This is a genomic window from Flavobacterium crocinum, from assembly GCF_003122385.1.
In the GTDB taxonomy this organism is placed as follows: Bacteria; Bacteroidota; Bacteroidia; order Flavobacteriales; family Flavobacteriaceae; genus Flavobacterium; species Flavobacterium crocinum.
The window spans coordinates 5,106,156-5,126,988 of record NZ_CP029255.1 but is presented as its reverse complement, the minus strand read 5'-3'; the positions used below and the strand labels follow the sequence as shown (position 1 = coordinate 5,126,988).

At 33.7% G+C, this 20,833-nt stretch carries 16 protein-coding genes; 5 read left to right on the top strand and 11 right to left on the bottom strand.

All coding sequences use genetic code 11. The features are described from left to right. Nucleotides 1–34: 34 nt before the first annotated feature. The 8 genes from HYN56_RS21715 to HYN56_RS21680 form a co-directional block, all read right to left on the bottom strand. Nucleotides 35–2,785 (bottom strand): gluzincin family metallopeptidase, encoded by a 2,751-nt coding sequence (locus HYN56_RS21715; RefSeq protein ID WP_109194903.1) that lies wholly within the window; start codon nt 2,783–2,785, stop codon nt 35–37. A 299-nt stretch (nt 2,786–3,084) separates the two neighbouring features. Further along, nucleotides 3,085–3,813: an LOG family protein gene (locus tag HYN56_RS21710; RefSeq protein ID WP_109194111.1), complete on the bottom strand. Its 729-nt coding sequence runs from the start codon at nt 3,811–3,813 to the stop codon at nt 3,085–3,087. Nucleotides 3,814–4,226: 413 nt separating this feature from the next. Further along, complete coding sequence (locus tag HYN56_RS21705) at nt 4,227–5,135, bottom strand: hypothetical protein (RefSeq protein ID WP_109194110.1); 909 nt, start codon at nt 5,133–5,135, stop codon at nt 4,227–4,229. Between the two features lie 100 nt (nt 5,136–5,235). Then, nucleotides 5,236–8,067, bottom strand: coding sequence for an excinuclease ABC subunit UvrA (uvrA, locus tag HYN56_RS21700; RefSeq protein WP_109194109.1), 2,832 nt, complete (start codon nt 8,065–8,067; stop codon nt 5,236–5,238). Nucleotides 8,068–8,167: 100 nt separating this feature from the next. Next, nucleotides 8,168–9,121 carry a Fic family protein gene (locus HYN56_RS21695; protein ID WP_109194108.1) on the bottom strand — a complete coding sequence of 318 codons (954 nt, stop codon included), beginning with the start codon at nt 9,119–9,121 and terminating at the stop codon, nt 8,168–8,170. A gap of 65 nt (nt 9,122–9,186) precedes the next feature. Beyond that, the gene (locus tag HYN56_RS21690; protein WP_109194107.1) at nt 9,187–10,971 is read right to left on the bottom strand and encodes a chloride channel protein; all 1,785 of its coding nucleotides are present in this window, start codon (nt 10,969–10,971) and stop codon (nt 9,187–9,189) included. A gap of 73 nt (nt 10,972–11,044) precedes the next feature. Next, entirely contained in the window at nt 11,045–12,724 is a 1,680-nt protein-coding gene (gene ggt, locus HYN56_RS21685; protein ID WP_109194106.1) for a gamma-glutamyltransferase, read from the bottom strand. Between the two features lie 29 nt (nt 12,725–12,753). Continuing rightward, nucleotides 12,754–13,338, bottom strand: a complete 585-nt coding sequence (locus tag HYN56_RS21680; RefSeq protein WP_109194105.1) for an acyl carrier protein phosphodiesterase — start codon at nt 13,336–13,338, stop codon at nt 12,754–12,756. Between the two features lie 207 nt (nt 13,339–13,545). On the opposite strand from HYN56_RS21680, the gene glmM reads away from it, so the two are divergent. The 3 genes from glmM to HYN56_RS21665 all read left to right on the top strand — a co-directional run bounded on the left by glmM (nt 13,546) and on the right by HYN56_RS21665 (nt 16,527). Beyond that, on the top strand, nt 13,546–14,934 hold the full coding sequence (gene glmM, locus HYN56_RS21675) for a phosphoglucosamine mutase (RefSeq protein WP_109194104.1): 1,389 nt from the start codon (nt 13,546–13,548) through the stop codon (nt 14,932–14,934). 229 nt (nt 14,935–15,163) lie between these two features. Further along, nucleotides 15,164–15,694, top strand: a complete 531-nt coding sequence (locus HYN56_RS21670; protein ID WP_109193491.1) for a helix-turn-helix domain-containing protein — start codon at nt 15,164–15,166, stop codon at nt 15,692–15,694. Beyond that, nucleotides 15,691–16,527 (top strand): IS3 family transposase, encoded by an 837-nt coding sequence (locus HYN56_RS21665; RefSeq protein ID WP_240622704.1) that lies wholly within the window; start codon nt 15,691–15,693, stop codon nt 16,525–16,527. Before HYN56_RS21670 ends, HYN56_RS21665 begins: the two co-directional genes overlap by 4 nt. Nucleotides 16,528–16,594: 67 nt before the next feature. Here HYN56_RS21665 and HYN56_RS21660 read toward each other — a convergent pair whose 3' ends face one another. Then, on the bottom strand, nt 16,595–17,467 hold the full coding sequence (locus tag HYN56_RS21660; protein WP_109194103.1) for a lysophospholipid acyltransferase family protein: 873 nt from the start codon (nt 17,465–17,467) through the stop codon (nt 16,595–16,597). 111 nt (nt 17,468–17,578) lie between these two features. Here HYN56_RS21660 and HYN56_RS21655 point away from each other — a divergent pair, with 111 nt between their 5' ends. Both HYN56_RS21655 and HYN56_RS21650 read left to right on the top strand, forming a co-directional pair. Further along, nucleotides 17,579–18,217 (top strand): rhomboid family intramembrane serine protease, encoded by a 639-nt coding sequence (locus HYN56_RS21655; protein WP_109194102.1) that lies wholly within the window; start codon nt 17,579–17,581, stop codon nt 18,215–18,217. Nucleotides 18,218–18,268: 51 nt separating this feature from the next. Continuing rightward, entirely contained in the window at nt 18,269–18,958 is a 690-nt protein-coding gene (locus tag HYN56_RS21650) for an SIMPL domain-containing protein (protein ID WP_109194101.1), read from the top strand. Between the two features lie 170 nt (nt 18,959–19,128). Here HYN56_RS21650 and HYN56_RS21645 read toward each other — a convergent pair whose 3' ends face one another. Beyond that, nucleotides 19,129–19,869: an alpha/beta hydrolase gene (locus HYN56_RS21645; protein ID WP_109194100.1), complete on the bottom strand. Its 741-nt coding sequence runs from the start codon at nt 19,867–19,869 to the stop codon at nt 19,129–19,131. Beyond that, nucleotides 19,866–20,699: a 4,5-DOPA-extradiol-dioxygenase gene (ygiD, locus tag HYN56_RS21640; RefSeq protein WP_109194902.1), complete on the bottom strand. Its 834-nt coding sequence runs from the start codon at nt 20,697–20,699 to the stop codon at nt 19,866–19,868. Before ygiD ends, HYN56_RS21645 begins: the two co-directional genes overlap by 4 nt. Nucleotides 20,700–20,833: the final 134 nt, after the last annotated feature.

Sequence of the window (20,833 nt, the reverse complement as noted above, 5' to 3'; positions counted from 1 at the left end):
CAATTTCGCAATATTTTGTTTAAAATTTATTTGATTAAAACCATTTTCGGGTAAAAAGAGTAACTAATGTTTTTGGTGAGAAAGTGATTATAAATCGTACTTTTTCGTTGTAATTTGGTTGCGCTATTTCCCATCCGTTATTAGAATAGACTGGAAAATAAAGTTCAAAGTAATCCGGAACCAGATTTAAACGCACTCCGGTGTCATAAGCAAAGTACTCTTTTTGATGTTTATTTTTTAAAAAACCTATATCTCCGTAAAGTTCTACCCAATTCCAAACGGCGTAACTCGCGTTTAAAGTTGTCATCCACTGATTGGCATAAGAGGGTTCAAGTTGCGATTTAAAACCACCTTCTGCAATAACATACTGCTGACTAAAAAATCCGGTGCTTTCGGATCTTCCAAAAAGATTATAATCAAATAAATAATCGGTAGGACGATCTAAACCAAAACTGAAATAATCCGAATCGGTTCTGTTATACAAGAAACTTCCGGCGAATAATCTTAAGTTTAGTTTACGGTTATTCTGAAATAATCGTCTGTATTCTACTTCTCCTGAAAATTTACCAAATCCACCTGAAAATTGTAAATCAGTCATAAAACTGAAATGATCAATTAATTCTGTCTTAGTATTGGAATATCTGGCGTTAAAAATGGAGTAATTCGGTTTGGAATTATCTGTGATATATTCGCTTTCCTCTCTATTTACAATCACTTGTCGAAATAAAAACAATTGCTTTCTGTTGTCTCTAAAATCTTTTTCGCGAATGCGGAACTGCACCATTGGATTTAGTCTCAAATAAGTAGCGTCGGGCGCATAATGAAAATAGTTTTGACTAAGAGAATAACGAACATTGAATAAAGTACTGTTTCTGTAATATTGATTCCATGAAAAAGCAGACGAACCAGACAGACTTCCTGTTTTAGTAGAAAAAGCAGGATTAATATCAAAATTAAATGGTTTGTCTAAAATGGTTTTATTATGAAAACGAACTCCCGGAGTTAGTCCGTCATAATAATTGTAGTATAATGTCGGAATGTATAAAATCTGATTGTAGTACGGATCTTCCAAATCTTTAGCAAAGTTAAACTTGATAGGACGATTTGTGATTACTAGACTTTTTAATGATTTCCAATTGTTTCTCTGATTGTATTCCGGGACTTCATTATCATAGTTGATAACAATTTTATCTGCATTTTTTCTTTCAAATTCGTAAACAGAATCTTTTGTTTTAGGTTCGATCCATTCTTTAAAAACAACTTTATTTTTCTTAAGTCCGTAAATAGGAATTGGAGCATAAATTCCCGTTTTGTTTTTAATAGAAAAAGTTACACTGTCGGCAGTTCTTGAAACGTTCGAAAATTTATAATCAATAATATCTCTGGAGTCGATTATGGTATTAAAAAACCAGTCTATCTTTTTTTTGCTTTTTTGAGTTAGAATCTTTTCAAAATCATAACGGTTTGTTTGTTGATTTTTGTTGAGATTATAAAACTCTTTTACACTTTCGGGAACAATATTGTGGTTTAAATAATCGTCCAGATAGCTCAAACTCAAACCTGCACGGTACTTACTTGCAATTTGTTCGTTGAATTTAATCAAAGTATTTTTGGGATCTCCCAATGGCTGATCCAGATTTTTTCGAGCCATAAGCATATAATAATAGCTGTATTGCTCGTTAAAAGTCAGATTGGTGATATTGTAGCTTTTAAAGAGTTTCATGTCTGAAAGTCTGCCCAGCATTTTTTTATCCAGATGATTTTCTTCCATATATTTCATCATGGCATAAATCTGAATTCCGTCATAAACCCAATTGTCTTTTCTGGAATCCATGCGGAGACTGTTTTTTAGGTAATTGTTTAAAAACGTTTTTAAAAACTGAATTTCGAACATAAAATCATCCGGAAACGGACTAATGAAAGAAGGCAGCTGGTTTAATCCGTAAAAAGGATTTCGATCATAATCTGCCTGGGAAACTGTGATTTTTTCATGAGGATACTTACCAATAAAACTGGTGGCAAAAGAAACCACACGATCAATAATTATCGCTTTTTGAATTTCATCAATCTTCTTGTTTTTTAGATTCGTTTCAACTTCCGTTAAGCCATTATCATAAGATCTAAAAGAGTTTTGTTTTTCGATATAAAGACTAAAATCGGTTCTGTTTTTTCCGGAAAAAGAATAAATACTGAAATCTTTGTTGGAAACGTCTTTTGAAACCGAATTTAAATCGGTTGTAATAGCATACGGATTTGGAATTTTAATTTCAACTTCATAATCTACTGTAGCATTGGCAATGTCATCAAGATTAAAATTACTGTATTTTATAAAGTTATGGTTTTCGAAACGGGCAGGACTTAAGAACCAGTTTTTAAGCGCCATTCCGCCATTTTGATCAAACCCAAAATGAGTAAACTTGTCATTTGGGACTTTAACGATATAAGTTAGATGCAAATCAACTTTTTCATTTGGAGCCAGTTTTCGATTTAAGCGAACCACAATATAATCCGGATTTTCGCCGGATCTTTCCCATTCAAAAGCAGATGAATTATCGTCTGTAAGGCTTAAAATAGTAGTTTTTCCACGATCTGCAGCTTTTGCTAAATGAAAACCTCGGTAAAACTCATCCGAGAAACGTTTTGCTAAAGGTGTGTTTTTACTAACAAAAGCATTGTTCCAGTCGTTAAGTACAATAGTAGATAAAGAATCTTCAGAAGTATTGTGATACGTAATATCCTGTTTTACATTCAGTGTTTTTAGTTCGAGATTTACCGCCACCTCCATCTTAGAAAGATGTTGTGCTGAAAGTTTTATTGTACTGAATAAAACTAAAACCGTGTAGATAATTTTAAAAAACAATTTCAAGAATGGCGCAAAATTTATCAGATATACTTAAGTTACGTACATAAAGTTACTTCGGATTTTTGTAAAAATAGCATAAAAAAAGCTGTTTAAAAAAACAGCTTTCAATTTTTACGATATTTAATAAAATTTAACCATATATGTCAGGTAACTGTATTTGAATTATAATACTTTGACAGCAAAATTATAATTTCTTATATCGCTTATATGGTTTGAAATATTTAGAAATTCGGACTTAAATCGTATTTCTTGTAGAATTTATCCAAAACATCAACTACTTCATCTTCTGTGTCAACAATCTTGAATAAATCCAAATCTTCCGGACTAACGGTATGCATTTTTTCTACCAAAACAGTTTTAACCCATTCGATTAGGCCAGACCAAAACTCGACTCCCACCAAAATAATTGGGAATTTTCCAATTTTTTTAGTCTGAATCAAAGTGATGGCTTCAAACATTTCGTCCAGAGTTCCAAAACCACCCGGCATTACCACAAACCCCTGAGAGTATTTTACGAACATTACTTTTCTCACAAAGAAATAATCGAAATTCAGGTTTTTATCGTGATCGATATAAGGGTTAAAGTGTTGTTCAAAAGGCAATTCAATGTTTAAACCAACCGAAGTTCCGCCTCCTAAATGCGCGCCTTTGTTTCCAGCTTCCATAATTCCGGGACCACCTCCTGTAATCACACCGTAACCTGCTTTACTGATTTTATAAGCAATTTTTTCGGCCAATTGATAGTATTTATCTTCTGGTTTTGTTCTTGCCGAACCAAAAATAGAAACACAAGGCCCAATACGTCCCATTGCTTCATAACCGTTTACAAATTCAGACATAATTTTAAAAATTGCCCAGCTGTCATTGGTTCTAATTTCATTCCACGTTTTTTGTTTCAAACGGTCCTGAATTACTTTATCTTCATCATTATCAAAATCTTCTAATCTCATTTTAGGTATTTTAATTTATTATTTTATTTCTATATTTTTTGTGTAGTTAAAAGAAGGAGCTCGTTCCTGCTGTCCGCTATATCTTTTGTTTTGAACCCCAAAACAAAAGGATGCCGCTTCCATCAGGGCTAGGGCAGTTGGTTTCAAATAAATAATTGGTTTAATTGAAAGATCTCTCTTTTAACTTTGAATTTTTCAAAAAAAGCGGACACTAAATTAACTCTTTTTTCCAGAATTGTTATAGAAAACAGTAATTATAATCTAAATCTAATGTTACGATAATGACGAATTTGAGGTTTTTGTTTCATTATCAATGAATTAAATTAGATTCGACATTAATTATGAATTTGAAATAGGATGTTCCGTAATTTCAATAAATGATTTGATTGTCGGCCTTTTATAAAGAAAATTTACTATTTCAAGTTTTCTATTGTAATAGTACGAAACGTATCGCAATAGGTGTTTTTAGGAACATTATTTCTTTTGCCAGGTTCAATTATTTCATTAAAAGATAAAATAACACGATCAATTTCGTCCTTAATGACTTTGTTTGGAGCAATAGAATTTACATTCGTAATTTTTCCTTCGCTATTAATTGTAAAACGTGGCCTGCATATAATTTCACCTCTTAATTCCTGGCTGTTAAGTGTTTTTAAAGAAATGTTTTTTAGGATATAATCATATAATCTGTCATACAGACATTTATTTATTTGCCAGTATAAAGTAGAATCTTCACAACCTTTTATTACGGGAGGTACATCAACTACAGCAAATTGACTTGCTTTTATTACAGTTTCATTATCTTCTCTGGCAAATAACTGTACACTTATTTTACCTGATTTATCACTTTCTTTGATCCCTAATTTTTCCAAAGGAAATTTTTTGAAAACCTCAATAATTTTTTTCTCTAATTCTTTATCTCTGGAATTGATACGGCAGTTTGTTGCTTTGCCTGTTTTGCTTAATTCAAAAGTTAATCGAACACTAAGGTCGGTTTTGTTTTTTGAAACATCTTTATAAAAAGTAGACCATTTAATTGAGCTAAAGTCAATTTTTTTGAGCAGTTTTTTCTCCAGATAAATCTTGAAATGATTAGCTAAATCACTATTTTCACTAGGTTTGGCTAAATCCTTAAAGGTATTGATTTCGTTTTTATACTCGTTTTGGAGTTCTTCCTGAGTATAGTAAGGATTGTCAGACTGATCTTCTTTTATGTTTTTAATTCGTTCCTGGAAAACTTTATTGAGACTGTCTTTTTGAGATTGAGAATAAGTAGTAAGAGAGAATATCGATATTATAATAAATAATACGGTGGTTTTCATATTTCGCTTTTTTAAAGCTAAAATATAAAATAATTATTGTTAAATTATGAAAATGTGTAAATCTTTGTCAAAGTTCTAAACTTTGACAAAGACCTTTTCTTTACTCTAATTCTTTTTTCAAAAACTTAGCCGTATAACTTTTTTTGTTCTTCGCCACTTCTTCAGGTGTTCCTTTAGCAACTAGTTGTCCGCCGCCTTTTCCGCCTTCCGGACCAATATCGATAATGTAATCCGCAAGTTTGATAACATCCATATTGTGTTCGATTATCAAAATCGTATTTCCTTTATCAACCAGTTTGTTGATAACCTCCATTAAGACACGAATATCTTCAAAATGTAATCCAGTAGTTGGCTCGTCCAGAATGTAAAATGTATTTCCGGTATCTTTTTTAGATAATTCTCCGGCCAGTTTAATACGTTGTGCTTCACCACCGGAAAGCGTTGTGCTTTGCTGTCCAAGTGTAATATATCCTAAACCAACATCCTGAATCGTTTTGATTTTTCTGTGGATTTTCGGAATGTTCTCAAAAAACGGAACTGCTTCATCAACCGTCATGTCCAGAACATCTGAAATAGATTTTCCTTTATAACGAATCTCCAGAGTTTCTCTGTTGAAACGTTTTCCCTGACAGGTTTCACATTCTACATAAACATCCGGTAAAAAGTTCATTTCGATGGTTCTGACGCCAGATCCTTCACAGGTTTCACATCGTCCGCCTTTAACGTTAAAGCTAAAACGTCCTGCTTTGTAACCTCGAATCATACTTTCTGAAGTCATTGTAAACAGATTTCTGATTTCAGAGAAAACTTCAGTATAAGTCGCAGGATTCGAACGTGGTGTTCGCCCAATCGGACTTTGATCGATATCAATAACTTTGTCAATATGTTCTAAACCTTCAATCTTTTTATAGGGTTGTGGTTTTTTAACACCATTAAAATAATAGGCATTCAGAATCGGGTAGAGGGTTTCGTTTATCAAAGTCGATTTCCCGCTTCCTGAAACTCCTGTAACGCAAACAAGCTGTCCTAACGGAATTTCGATAGAAACATTTTTAAGGTTGTTTCCTGTAGCTCCTGTAAGTTTTAAGAATTTGCCGTTTCCTTTTCGTCTTTCTTTAGGAATATCAAATTTCATTTTACCATTCAGATATTGAGCGGTAATGGTGTTTGATTTTAAAGTTTCTTTTGGAGTTCCAATACTAATGATTTCTCCTCCATATTTTCCGGCTTTTGGGCCAATATCAATTACATAATCAGCTGTTTCGATCATGTCTTTGTCGTGTTCTACTACAATAACCGAATTTCCAATATCACGTAATTGTTCTAAAGACTGAATCAGTTTTTCGTTATCTCTTTGATGTAAACCAATACTAGGTTCATCCAAAATATACAAAACACCGACCAATTGAGAGCCAATTTGAGTTGCTAAACGAATACGCTGAGCTTCTCCACCAGAAAGTGATTTTGAACTTCGGCTTAAAGCCAGATAATTCAAACCAACATTCATTAAGAAGTTCAAACGGTCTTTAATTTCTTTTACAACTTCAGAAGCAATTAAAAGTTGTTTGTCAGTCAAATGACTATTCAAATCATGAAACCATGCTGTCAAATCTGAAATATCCATATCACACAATTCGGTGATATTTTTTTCATTTACTCTAAAGAATAATGCTTCTTTTTTAAGGCGTGAACCTTCGCAAACCGGACAAGGAATTTCGTCCATAAAATCTTTTGCCCATCGTTTGATGCTTGTTGTAGCGCTTTCATCATATTGATTTTTAATGAAATTAGAAATTCCTTCAAAATCAATCTTATATTCTCTGGTTACGCCAAGATCTTTAGAATTGATAGAAAATTTATCTTTTCCGCCATACAAAATCATCGTCATGGCTTCTTCCGGAATTTTCTCGATAGGATCGGTAATTTTGAATCCGAATTTTTCTCCAATGGTTTCCAGTTGTTTGAAAATCCACGAAGATTTGTATTCACCAAGCGGAGCAAAACCACCGCTTTTTATTGATAATTTCGGGTTTGGGATGATCTTTTTAACATTGATTTCATGTACAGTTCCCAATCCGTTACAATGCGGACAAGCTCCTTTTGGAGAGTTGAAAGAAAATAAATTCGGTTCCGGATTTTGATACGATATTCCAGTGGAAGGACACATTAAATTTCGGCTGAAATAACGAACTTCATTAGAATCCTGATCCAGAATCATCAAAACATTTTCACCGTGATGCATGGCAGTATTGATACTTTCTGATAATCTTTTCTGATTGTCAGGTGTATCTTCAATTTGCATTCTGTCTACCACAATTTCAATATCGTGTGTTTTGTAACGGTCTAATTTCATTCCCGAAACCAAATCCTGAACTTCTCCATTTACACGGACTTTTAAGAATCCTTGTTTGGTAATCTGTTGGAATAATTCGGCATAATGTCCTTTTCTGGCTTTAATAACCGGAGCCAGAATATTGATTCGTTTTCCTTTATAGTCCTGAATAATCAAATCTTTAATTTGTTCATCAGAATAAGAAACCATTTTTTCGCCTGTGTTGTAACTGTAAGCGTCTGCTCCACGGGCGTATAAAAGTCTAAGGAAATCGTAAATTTCAGTAATAGTTCCAACCGTTGAACGCGGACTTTTGCTGGTTGTTTTTTGTTCAATGGCAATTACAGGAGAAAGTCCGTCAATTTTATCTACATCGGGACGTTCTAATCCGCCAAGGAATTGTCTTGCATAGGCAGAGAAAGTTTCAACATAACGACGCTGTCCTTCAGCATAAATAGTATCAAATGCCAAAGATGATTTTCCTGAACCGGATAAACCAGTAATAACAACCAGTTTTTCACGCGGAATAGAAATGTCTATATTTTTAAGATTATGAACTCTTGCACCAAGAACTTCAATAGTATTGTCTTTTTCTAACATAATTTTGAGCAAAACGCAAAGTTACCACTTTGATTTGTTCTTTTAGTGCTCGATAGCAAAAGTTTATGTTATAATTAGTAACAAAAAACGCTAGTTTATACTAGCGTTTTCTTTTTCGGGTTGCGATATAATCTTCGATGGCTTCTTTGGTGGTGTACCAGTTTCTGCCTTCTTTATAAGCGTCTATTTTTCCTGTTCGCGCCAGTAAACTAACATATTCCTGACCATAGGGGGATTCGGGTTCACTAACGATATCTGATATAGACTGATAATCATAAGTACTTCCCGGCATTGCGTTTAGATAAATATTTAAGGTTCTTTCGAGAGCCTGACACATCAAAAGTGTCAACTTTTGATAATTGCCATTATTGGCTTGATTTAATGCCTCATAATATTTTTTGCTGTCATTCTTAAGAATGATTGCAGGAGGAAAACCACGACGCATTAAAAGTAAGTTCATGCTTAAACGAACAGTTCGGCCGTTTCCATCAAAAAAAGGATGAATCCATACTAGTTTATGATGGTAAATTGTGGCGAGTTCGATATCATTTAAATCCAATGGATTTGTATTGATAAAATCAATTAATTCATCAAGATAATCTGAAACTTTATTCGCGTTTGGAGGTAAAAAATTTGCTCCTGAAATACGAACACCACCATTTCGAATACGTCCTGCAAAATTATCTTCAATAGAACGTAAAACTAAACCATGAATAGAAAGTATATCAATACTTCTGAGTTTGTAATTTTTGTCAACAATTGAATATAGATAATCAATTGCTTTATCATGATTGTGTGTTTCAAAATGCTCACGCAGAGATTTTCCTTTAATGGTAATACCTTCCTGAATTACCATTTGGGTTTCACGTAAACTCATTGTATTCCCTTCAATACTATTTGAATTGTAAGTCCATTCTAGAGATAAACTTTCGCGGATTTTATTCAAAGCGATATCGGGCAGTGGTCTGCTGGTTTGCAGTTTCTGCCTTTTTTGGTGCAATCGGTCAAATGTTGATTGAAATTCTTCTCGGTATGTTAGATCTATATTCCACATTATGACCACAAATGTAAATGTTAATATCGGATAATGAAAATTTTTAATTTATCCGATATTAAGCTTTACTCAATCGTCATAGAGCGAAGTTTGGTTCGATAAGCTTCCAGTGCAATTGATTTAGAAATAAAGCCGTGATATTTTCCATTTCGTAAAACAGGAAGAAATGCTGATTTGGATTTTTCGAATTTGCTCATTACAATTTCCATGCTGTCAAAAGAAGAAATTGTCGCGGCAGGAGTTTTCATTACGTCTTTAATCTGCGTGTATTTTACGCGATAAGAATTAAAGATAATTTCTCTGATATCATTAAAATGAACTACACCAACTAATTCTTTTTCATTATCTACAACGGCAAAAACTACTTGATTGGAATGAGAAATCAGATCAACCAGCTTGCTTAAGTTTTCATCCGGATGAACTGTTAAATAATCACACTGAATAATGGTGTCAATATCTAAAGTTGAAAGAATGTTAGAGTCTTTATTACTGGTAAAGGCGTGACCTTTTTTAGCCAGTCCTTTTACGTCAAGCGAATATTTCTCGTAACGTTTAGAAATTGCAAAACTAATAGAAGAAACCATCATTAGCGGAATCATTAAGCCATAACCTCCTGTGATTTCTGCAATTAAGAAAATAGCGGTTAATGGCGCATGAAATAAACCGCTTAGAATTCCTGCCATTCCTACCATTGTAAAATTGGTAATAGGAAGTTTGGACAAACCAATCATGGTTATAAATTTTGAAAAGAAATAACCAAGGTAAGATCCTAAAAATAAAGAAGGGGCAAAGTTTCCTCCGTTTCCTCCGCTTCCAAGCGTTAGTCCGGAAGCAAAAACTTTCATCATCATAGTGGCACCTACAAAAAGCAGTAAAACCCACTGATTGTTTCTAAAATCTGCAAAAAGAGTATTGTCCAATAGTTTTCCGGGATCGGTTTCAGATAATGTTCTGATGCTTTCGTAACCTTCACCAAACAGAGTTGGAAAAATAAAAATTAATAATGCTAAAAGTGATGAACCAATTAGTGCTTTTTTATAAGGATTAATTTGCTGTTTAGAGAAATAATGTTCAACTCTCTGAAAATTTCGGGAATAATAAATTGCTGTTAACCCTGTTAAAACCCCTAATATTACATAAAAAGGAATGTTATGATAATCGAAAGTTTCTTGTTTTTTGAAACTTAAAAGAATGCTTTCATCTAAAACAATTGCAGAAACCAAAGCACCGGTCGCCGCCGAAATCATAATTGGGGTAAAGGCCGAAATACTAACATCTACCAATAAGACTTCAATGGCAAAAAGAACTCCTGCGATCGGGGCGTTAAAAGCTGCCGCGATTCCCGCCGCAACACCGCATCCAATCAGTAAGGTTCTGTCTTTATACTGCATTTTGTAATTTTGAGCATAATTCGAACCAAATGCTGCTCCGGTAATTACGATTGGACTTTCTAAACCTGCAGAACCTCCCAGACCAACCGTTAACGAACTTGTCACAATTTGAGCATACATCTGTTTTCTCGGAATAATACTGGCCTTTTGGGCAACAGCATAAAGAATCTGTGAAGTACCTTTCTGGATGCTTCCGTTAAGTACTTTTTTTACAACAAAAACGGTTAGTAAAATTCCGATAATTGGCAGAATACTATTGATGAAGCTTAATTTTAGAATGCCATTAATATAAGTTGCAAAGGAAAAAACACTGTGTGCAAAGGTCTTAAGTACGATAACGGCAAAGGAACATGATATTCCAATAAGAACACTTGACAAAAATAAGAACTGCTTTGGAGTCATTAAGGATTGTGCCAAAGCAATGATGCTTTCGAGTCTTCTGAAATATTTTTTTAGCATTCTGATTTAAAAATTAACGGTCTTACAAAATTAAGTCATAATCTTGTATCAAAAAAATAAAAACGCATAAGTATTAAAAACCAACCGCTTTGTCATCTCCTCTAAAGTCGGCCCCACCTTCTAATTTACCATCTGGCAGAACTAAAATTGCATCTACTTTTCCGATTATAGGAGTTGGTTTTTCATTGATTAAATAATTTTTAGCTTTAAGCAGATCTATTGTTTTAGTTTGAAAAGTATTGGGTTCAAAAGTAATTAAATCAGGAAGCCACTGATGATGAAAACGCGGTGCATTTACTGCTTCCTGCATACTTAGATTGTATTCGTAAACATTTAAAATAGTCTGTAATACAGAAGTGATAATAGTTGAACCTCCCGGAGTTCCAACTACCATCAATAATTTTCCGTCTTTCTCTACAATTGTTGGTGTCATCGAACTTAGCATTCTTTTTTGCGGTGCAATGCTGTTGGCTTCATTTCCAATCAAACCAAACATATTTGGAGAACCGGGTTTGGCACTGAAATCGTCCATTTCGTTATTTAAAAAGAAGCCTAATTCGTCACAATAATATTTAGAACCGTAACCGTCATTTAAAGTTGTGGTTGCGGCAATTGCATTTCCAAATTGATCTACAATAGAATAATGTGTTGTTTCTGTACTTTCTGCATAATTTACTTTTCCTTCTTTTATTTCAGAAGACAATGTCGCTTTTTCAGGGTTAAAGCTAGCCATCCGGTCACGTAAATAATTTTGATCCAGTAATTCTTTTATCGGAATTTTGACAAAATCGGGATCGCCTAAAAAGTAACTTCTGTCGGCATAGGCTCTTCTTTCTGCTTCCACAATAACCTGAATGGCATCGGCTGAATTATGTCCCATTTTAGCTAAATCATACGGTTCCAGCATTTTTAGAATTTGTGCCAGACAGATTCCGCCACTGCTCGGTGGAGACATCGAGGTTATTTTTAAATCTTTATAAGTAAACTGAAGCGGTTTTCTCCATTTAGCTTCATATTTTGCCAAATCTTCCATCGTAATGATGCCACCTTTTTGCTGAAGGTAATTAACTAAAATTTTCGCTGTTTCTCCTTTATAGAATTCATTTCTTCCTTTTTTCTGAATTCTTCTCAAAGTCTTGGCAAGAGCAGGATATTTGATAGTATCATTTTCTTTGAAATTTCCGGAAAGCAGAGAAGATTCTCCGTTAATTTTGACAATGCTTTCGTGGTAATCTTTTAAGCTTTTCTCTTGTTTTTTGGTAACCACAACACCTCTTTCTGCCAGAGCAATTACGGGTTCCAAAATTTTAGAAATTGGCATTGTTCCGTATTTTTTATGAACCGCAAAAACACCGGCAATAGTTCCGGGAACTCCAATTGCTAGAGCTGTTTCGGTACTTTTTCCTTTAATTACATTTCCGTCACTGTCTAAAAACATATCTTTTGTAGCTGCCAGAGGCGCTTTTTCGCGATAATCCAAAGAGCCGACTTCTCCGTTGGCTTTTCTGTAAACCATAAATCCGCCTCCGCCAATATTTCCGGCAAACGGAAAAGCAACAGCTAAAGCCAATTCTGTTCCAACCATGGCATCAAATGCGTTACCGCCTTTTTTCATAATGTCGGTTCCAATTTTCGAAGCTTCTTCACGGGCAGAAACTACCATAGCTTTTGTAACGACTAATCCGGTAGGATTTGTTTGCTGTGCATTACTGCTGATATAAATAAAGGCTAATAAAAGCGTAATTTTTTTCATGTGGATAAGATGTAGTTTGAAATTTGCCGTTATAGAGAAAGGAGTTTTTCTCCAGCTTGTTTTCTTATTTCTTCAAAAAACAGAGTAAATTCTTCTTCAAAATCATCGTAGAACTCATTTAATTCCTCTACAGCATACTGCATTTTAGAAATGTTTTTAGAGCGACGATCCATTTGAGTCAGAATTTGGTGTATTCCTTCAGTGGTACGATAACTTAGAAGCCAGTTTCTCTCGATCATATATGGCATTAAACCTTGAGTTTTTTCCGTTAAAATATCGTAATTATCATGCAAAGAATTATAGAATCGATTAATAAAACTTTCTAATTTTTCATCAGAATAATTGGTCCAGTTTTTTGCCAGAAAATGATCGTAAACAATATCTACAATAACTCCGGCATAATGATGGTATCTGTCGTGTAAACGTTTGGTGCTTTTTCTGAAAACATCGTGAGAATCGGTATAAGTATCAATGAATCGGTGAAGTAAAATACCTTTTTGCACGTCTTCGGGAAAATGTTCAAATTGTTTTCCGCGAATTCCATCTGCCATAAAATTCCCGATTTTAATCAAATCATTTTCTCCAGAAAGATATATATGGGCTAAGAAATTCATTTTCGTATAGAGTTGCTGAGAATCTTAGTGGCTAAGTTTCTGAGTTATTTTAGTAAATGTATAAAAACTTTTTTAAATCATTTTGTTATAAAAACAATACAATGAAAGTGCTTTCTTATAAGTTAAATTTAAAATCTTAGAAACTTAGCACCTTAGTAACTCAGTAACTTTTTTATATTTGTAAAAAAATAACCCTAACTCACAAAAATGACTCTAATAAAATCTATTTCTGGAATCCGTGGGACAATCGGAGGAAAAGTAGGAGATAACTTGACTCCTGTAGATGCAGTGAAGTTTGCATCGGCTTACGGAACTTTCTTAAAAAATAATATTGCTAAAGATAAATTAACTGTTGTAATTGGTCGCGATGCCAGAATTTCCGGGCCAATGATTCACAATCTGGTTGTAAATACTTTAATTGGTTTAGGAATCAATGTCATTGATCTTGGACTTTCTACAACGCCAACTGTCGAAGTAGCTGTTCCTTTAGAAAAAGCAGACGGCGGAATTATCTTAACAGCATCTCACAATCCAAAACAATGGAACGCATTAAAATTATTAAATGCGAAAGGTGAATTTTTAAGCGGTGCTGATGGCGCTAAAATTTTAGAAATTGCTGAAGCAGAAGCTTTCGATTTTTCTGATGTTGATAGTTTAGGCGAAATCATTTCAAATGATGCTTATATGGACATTCATATTGACGAGGTTTTAAATTTACCTTTAGTGGATATTGAAGTGGTGAAAGAGGCTAAATTCAAAGTGGTGGTTGATGGAGTAAATTCTTCTGGAGGAATTATTATTCCAAAACTTCTGAAACAAATGGGAGTAGAAGTAGTAGAATTATACTGTGAACCAAATGGACATTTTCCTCACAATCCGGAGCCTTTAAAAGAGCATTTGACGGATATTTCTGAATTGGTTGTAAAAGAAAAAGCGGATTTCGGAATCGTAGTAGATCCGGATGTTGACCGTTTGGCTTTCATTAGTGAAGATGGAGAAATGTTTGGTGAAGAATATACACTGGTTGCTGTTGCTGATTATGTTTTGAGTAAAACTCCTGGAAATACAGTTTCTAATATGTCGTCTTCTCGTGCATTGCGTGATGTAACTAAAGCGCACAACGGAAGCTACGAAGCAAGTGCAGTAGGAGAAGTAAACGTTGTGGAATTAATGAAGAAAAATAACGCTGTAATTGGTGGTGAAGGAAACGGTGGAATTATCTATCCTGAATTGCATTACGGACGTGACAGTCTGGTTGGAGTTGCTTTATTCTTAACGCATTTAGCAAATAAAAAAATGTCAGTTTCTGCTTTAAGAGCTTCTTATCCGGAATATTATATGAGTAAAAACAAAATCGAATTGACACCACAAATTGACGTTGATGCTATTTTAACTCAAATGACAGAGAAATACAAAAACGAAGATATCTCGACAATTGACGGTGTGAAAATTGATTTTGCTACAGAATGGGTGCATTTAAGAAAATCAAATACAGAGCCAATTATCCGTATTTATACAGAAGCACCTTCTCAGGATGCTGCTGATAAATTAGCTCTTCGTATTATTGACGAAATTAAAGTTATTGCCGGAATCTAAGATTTTAGTTCTGAATTATAAAAAAGACCTCTTTTGTCAAAAAGAGGTCTTTTGTTTTTTTACAAATTGAGCATTTCTATTTTCATCAGCTTGTCATTCCGTAGGAATGTTTCATTGTTAGAAAGAAAAAATGTGATCCGAGCATTTAGCAAGTTTTGTATTTTAAAAGAAAAAATCCGAAAAACATGAACTGCCCCCAAAAAGTTAGACACTATTTGGGGGCATTTTTATGGAAAGAAAAATCAAGTACAATTATGAGTTTAAACTTCGGTGTGTAAATGAAGTTATAAATAAACATCGTTCAGTTAATTCAGTTGCGAATGAAAATAATTTTGACGAGTCAAATCTGAGAAAATGGGTTAAGTTTTACCAGAAGTATGGCAAAGAAGGTCTTTTACCCAGGAAGAATCAGATATACAGTGTCAAGTTTAAGCAAAATGTATTGCTGAAAATTACTAATAAGTCTTTATCTTTGAGAGACGCCTGTCTTGAATTTAATATTTCTAGTGAATCTGTTGTTATTCAATGGCAGAAAAGATATAAAGATCAAGGTATCTTAGGCTTAAAAGATCAACCTAAAGGAAGACCTAAATCTATGAACTTCAAAAGAGCTAAAAAGAAATCAAACAAACCCTTGACAAGAGAAGAAGAACTCTTACTTGAGATAGAATCATTGCGATGTGAAAATGCTCTTTTAAAAAAGTTCAATGCCTTAGTTCAAGCCGAAGAAGCCAAGCAAAACAAAAAGCACAAGCCATAATAGAATTAAGGCATGATTATGATCTGGGCATCATGCTAGATCATATGAATATGGCAAGAAGCAGTTATTATTACTACGAGAAAAAATATCAAGCCAAAGATAAATACAAGGATATTAAAGAGCTGATTGAGCAAATTTACCATCAACATAAAGGTCGATTTGGTTATAGACGTATTACTTTAGAAATAAAAAACAAAGGTATTTTGATTAATCATAAAACGGTGCTCAGGCTAATGAAGATTTTAGGTCTAAAAAGTTTAATTAGGATAAAAAAATACAAATCATATAAAGGAGAACATGGAAAAATAGCTCCCAATATATTGAAACGTAATTTTAAAGCGGTAATGCCTAATCAAAAATGGGCTACAGATGTTACAGAATTTAATGTCTCAGGGAAAAAGCTGTACCTCTCTCCGATAATTGATTTATTTAATGGAGAAATTATAAGTTATGACTTGTCTGAAAGACCCACTTTTAATCAAATCTTATCAATGCTTGAAAGATCTTTTAAAAAAATACCCAATCAAACTAATTTAATATTGCACTCAGATCAAGGATGGCAGTATCAAATGAAACAATATCAGTATCTATTAAAACAAAAAGGAATTAAACAAAGTATGTCCAGAAAAGGGAATTGTCTGGATAACGCTATAATTGAAAATTTCTTTGGAATATTAAAATCTGAACTTTTTCATCTTAAAAAATATAGTTCGATTAACCAATTAAAACAAGAAATAATCGACTATATAGAATATTATAATAATGAAAGAATAAAACTTAATTTAAAAGGAATGAGCCCGATACAATATCGAGCTCACTATTATCAAATTTAATTATAAATTCGTCTAAACTTTTGGGTGCAGTCTAAACAATTGCTGTTCTTCGGATTTTTTCGATCTGTTATTTTACGCGATGTTTCCATCGTTTATGTGTCCATAAATAAAATTCAGGTTTTGCAAGAATTTGTTTTTCCACTTCTTTCAAATACATCTCGGTAATCTGGAAATCTTCAAAATCCTTTGGATTGTCCGCAAGCGATAAAAATGTTGCTTCATAAAAACCTCTTTTTACTTTTTCAACTTTTACCATAATCACAGCCAAATCATATTTTTTAGCCAGCATTTCGGCTCCGGTATGCACAGGAACTTCAACTCCCATAAATTTCATGGAATGAAATATTCTATCCAGTTTTGGGGATTGATCGCTTGCTAAACCATACATAGCCAAAACTCCATTACGCTGGTTCTGAGCCATTGTTGGAATTGCTTTTCTGGTTTCAATCATTTCTGTATTGTATTTCGAACGGATTTTTCGAACTAATTTATCAAAATACGGATTTGCTAATTTTTTATAAACTGCAACTCCCTGAAATCCGAGTTTTGGATTTATCGTTAAAAGCCATTCATAACTAGCATAATGAGAAGCCACAAGAATGACACTTTTTCCTTTTTTAGCATAATCTAAAACTAAATCGATATTGGTAACGTGAAATCTTCTTTCCATTTCTTCGGGAGACATGCTCATCGTTTTGACCATTTCCAAAAACATATCGCACATATGTTTGTAGAATTTTTTTTCGATGTCTTTTCTTTCGGCATCACTTAAATGTGGTAAAGTCAATGCCAGATTTGCGCGAACCACTTTTTTACGATATCCGATAACTCTGTAAATTAAAAAATAAACAAAATCTGAGAATAAGTAAAATATCGGGAAAGGTAATATAGAGATAAGCCAAAGTAAAGGGTAGGCCAGAATATAAACAAGAAACTGCATGTAATTTTTTTTACAAAGATAAATTAAAAATGATTAGCGATTGATATTTTGCTTTCGTGCTAACTTATCTTTAAGAATGATTATATTTACAATTCACAATAATTTTTATTTATGAATATCATTTTAGTCGGTATTATCGTTGCAAATGCTGTTATTAGTTACAAAGGTTTTAATGATCTTGCTTTTTTTAGAAAGTATGAATTTCATGTAGGGAGTATTCGTTCCGGAGAGCAATTCAGAATGTTTTCTTCGGGTTTTCTGCATGTCGATATGATGCATTTAATTTTCAATATGCTGACACTTTATTTCTTTGCTCCGGTTGTATTGGATTGGCTTGGAACTTTTTCTTTTGTTCTCATTTATTTTGGAAGTTTGATTTTTGGAAGCCTTTTGACAATGCTCTTTCATAAAAACGATTATAGTTATCGTGCCGTTGGAGCTTCAGGTGCTGTAACCGGAGTTTTATATTCTGCAATCTTATTAAGACCTGACATGATGTTAGGGATATTTTTTGTAATTCCGATGCCGGCTTATATTTTCGGAATTTTATATTTATTGTATTCCATTTACGGAATGAAAGCGAAAAATGATAATATTGGTCATACAGCTCACTTTGGTGGTGCTATAGGCGGTTATGTGATTACTTTGATAAAACAACCTTCTTTATTTACAGATCAAACCATGATGGTAATTCTGCTGGCGATACCAATTATAATACTTTTTGGAATGGCAAAATTGGGTAAATTATAATGCTGGCATAACTTTTGAAAAGCTTTTATCAAATATTAAAATTTAACAAAAATGAAAAAACTAGTATTATTTTTAACAATCATGTTTATGACTATGTCTTACGGCCAGGAAATCAAACAAATACCTCTAATCAATGTGAATGGGGAAGGAAAAGTAAAAGTAGCACCTGATCAGGTTTGTATTTCAGCTACGGTTGAAACCAAAGGGAATAATGCTAAAGACGTTAAAAAACAGAATGACGAAAAGATGGATGCTGTTTTAAAATTCATCAAAAAAATGAATGTTCCAACAGCAGATTTCAAAACAAAACAAGTTTCTCTAAATCCGCAATACGATTATGAGAAAAAGAAAACTTCTTACAACGCTACTCAAACAGTAGAAATTGTAGTAAAAGATTTGTCTAAATATGATGAATTAATGGAAGGTCTGGTTCAGCAAGGAATTAATCGTATCGACAGAGTTTCTTTTGAATCTTCTAAGTTGACACAATACCAGTCTGAAGCCAGAAAATTAGCGATGAAAGATGCAAAAGTAAAAGCAGAAGAGTACGTATCTGTTTTAGGGCAGAAAGTTGGTAAAGCGTTTACTATTTCAGACAATTCACAAGTTTATCATCCGCAGCCGGTTTATGCTGCTATGAGAATGAAAGAAGCAGATTCAATGGGATCTTCAAACGAAACTTTAGCCATTGGTGAAATCGAAATTACTGCCAATGTTAGTGTAAGTTTTGTTTTAGACTAAACGAATATAAAATTCCAATATTTAAAAATCCAAATTCCAATTCTTGTTGGGATTTGGATTTTTTTTTTTGAATATTTTTTCCAAGCGATAAAAAAAGTCCTGAGTTTCGATTGAATGAAACTCAGGACTTTTTGAATGAATTGGAAACTAAATAATAGAAAATGTACTTTTTATAAACCACTATTCGTATTTAGCCACAAATTCACATCATTAAACATATGCTGATTTACCGTATGTCCTTCTTCGTAAGAATGAAAGTCAGGATTTAAGTTTTTAGTTTTAAGAAATTCAAATGCATCCGTTGCATATTGATAATTTAAAACAGCATCTTGTTTTCCGTGTGAAATAAAGATTTTAAGCTTTTCCAGACGTTTTTCATCCACAATTAAAGGTTTGATTTCCGGAAGTAATCTTCCGCTCAAAACGGCAATTCCTTTTACTTTTTCCGGTGCTGTCAATGCAACGCTGTAACTCATTATACCACCCTGACTAAATCCCATTAAATAGACTTGTTTAGAATCGAAAGTGATTTCGGTTTTTAGATCGTCAATAAAATCAATTAGCATTTTTCGGGCATTTTCGGCTTGTTGTTCATTGATTTGAGGTTTTCCTGTTGAAAAATCAACCTGAAACCACGCAAAGCTATTAGCGCCAAAAGTCAGCGGACCTCGTGCTGAAACTACGACAAAGTTATCCGGTAAATGGGGAGCAAACGAAAAAAGATTCTGTTCGTTTCCGCCAACTCCGTGCAGTAAAATCAGTAGAGGCGGATTTTCTGTTTTTATTTTTGGCTCTCTGATCAAATAGTGCAGTTTGGTATTTTTTGTATCTGAATTCATAATGGTAAAACTAAAGATTGAAATAGAAATAAGGATTCCAAATGAAATCCAAAACGGCTTGTTTAAACTCATGCTTTATCTATTTTAACCGACATCATATTGAGTGATCCTGCTAAAATGGCATCATTAAAAATAGTCGCTTTTTCATCTTTTTCTCTAAGAGATAAAGTGTACAACAACGGCATATAATGTTCCGGAGTAGGAACTGCCAGCTGAAATTCTTTTCCTTGTTTATCAAAGTTTACCAAAGACTGGTGATCATTTTCCAGAATCATCTTTTTCATTTTTTCGTTGGCAATATGAGCCCATTCAAAAGCGTAACCCGGAACCATCATTTTGTCCCAGGCAGCAAGTCTTAAATTATGAACGGAGTTTCCGCTTCCGACAATCAAAACTCCTTTACGTCTTAAAGCCGCCAGCTCTTTTCCTAATTCGTAATGATAAGAGGCTGGTTTGGTATAATCGATGCTCATTTGAATAATGGGAATATCAGCATTTGGATACAGGAATTTTACCACTGTCCAGCAGCCGTGGTCAAGACCCCAGTCATTGCTTAATCCAACAGAAGCTGAAGTAATCAGTTTTTGTGTTTCCAAAGCCAGTTCCGGACTTCCGGGAGCAGGATACTGAACATCAAATAGTGCCTGTGGAAAACCGCCAAAATCATGTATCGTTTCAGGTTTTTCCATAGCAGTTACAAAAGTTCCTTTGGTTTCCCAGTGTGCTGAGATACATAAAATCGCTTTTGGTTTCGGAAGTGTTTTGGCTATGTTTTGAAAACCCTGCGTAAAGCTATTATCAGCAAGAGCATTCATCGGATTTCCGTGTCCAAGAAACAGCACGGGCATTCTTTCTGTTGCGGCGAAAGAATCTGAAACAGTTTTAAGAGAGCTCAATTTCATTGCAGCAGCTCCAATTGGTAGTATTGCCATAGTTTTTAGAAAATCTTTTCGATCCATTTTATATTGTAATTCGTTCTTTAAGAATATCGTTTTTTGTAATTACAAAGTTCGGATTAATAACAAGGAATACGGTA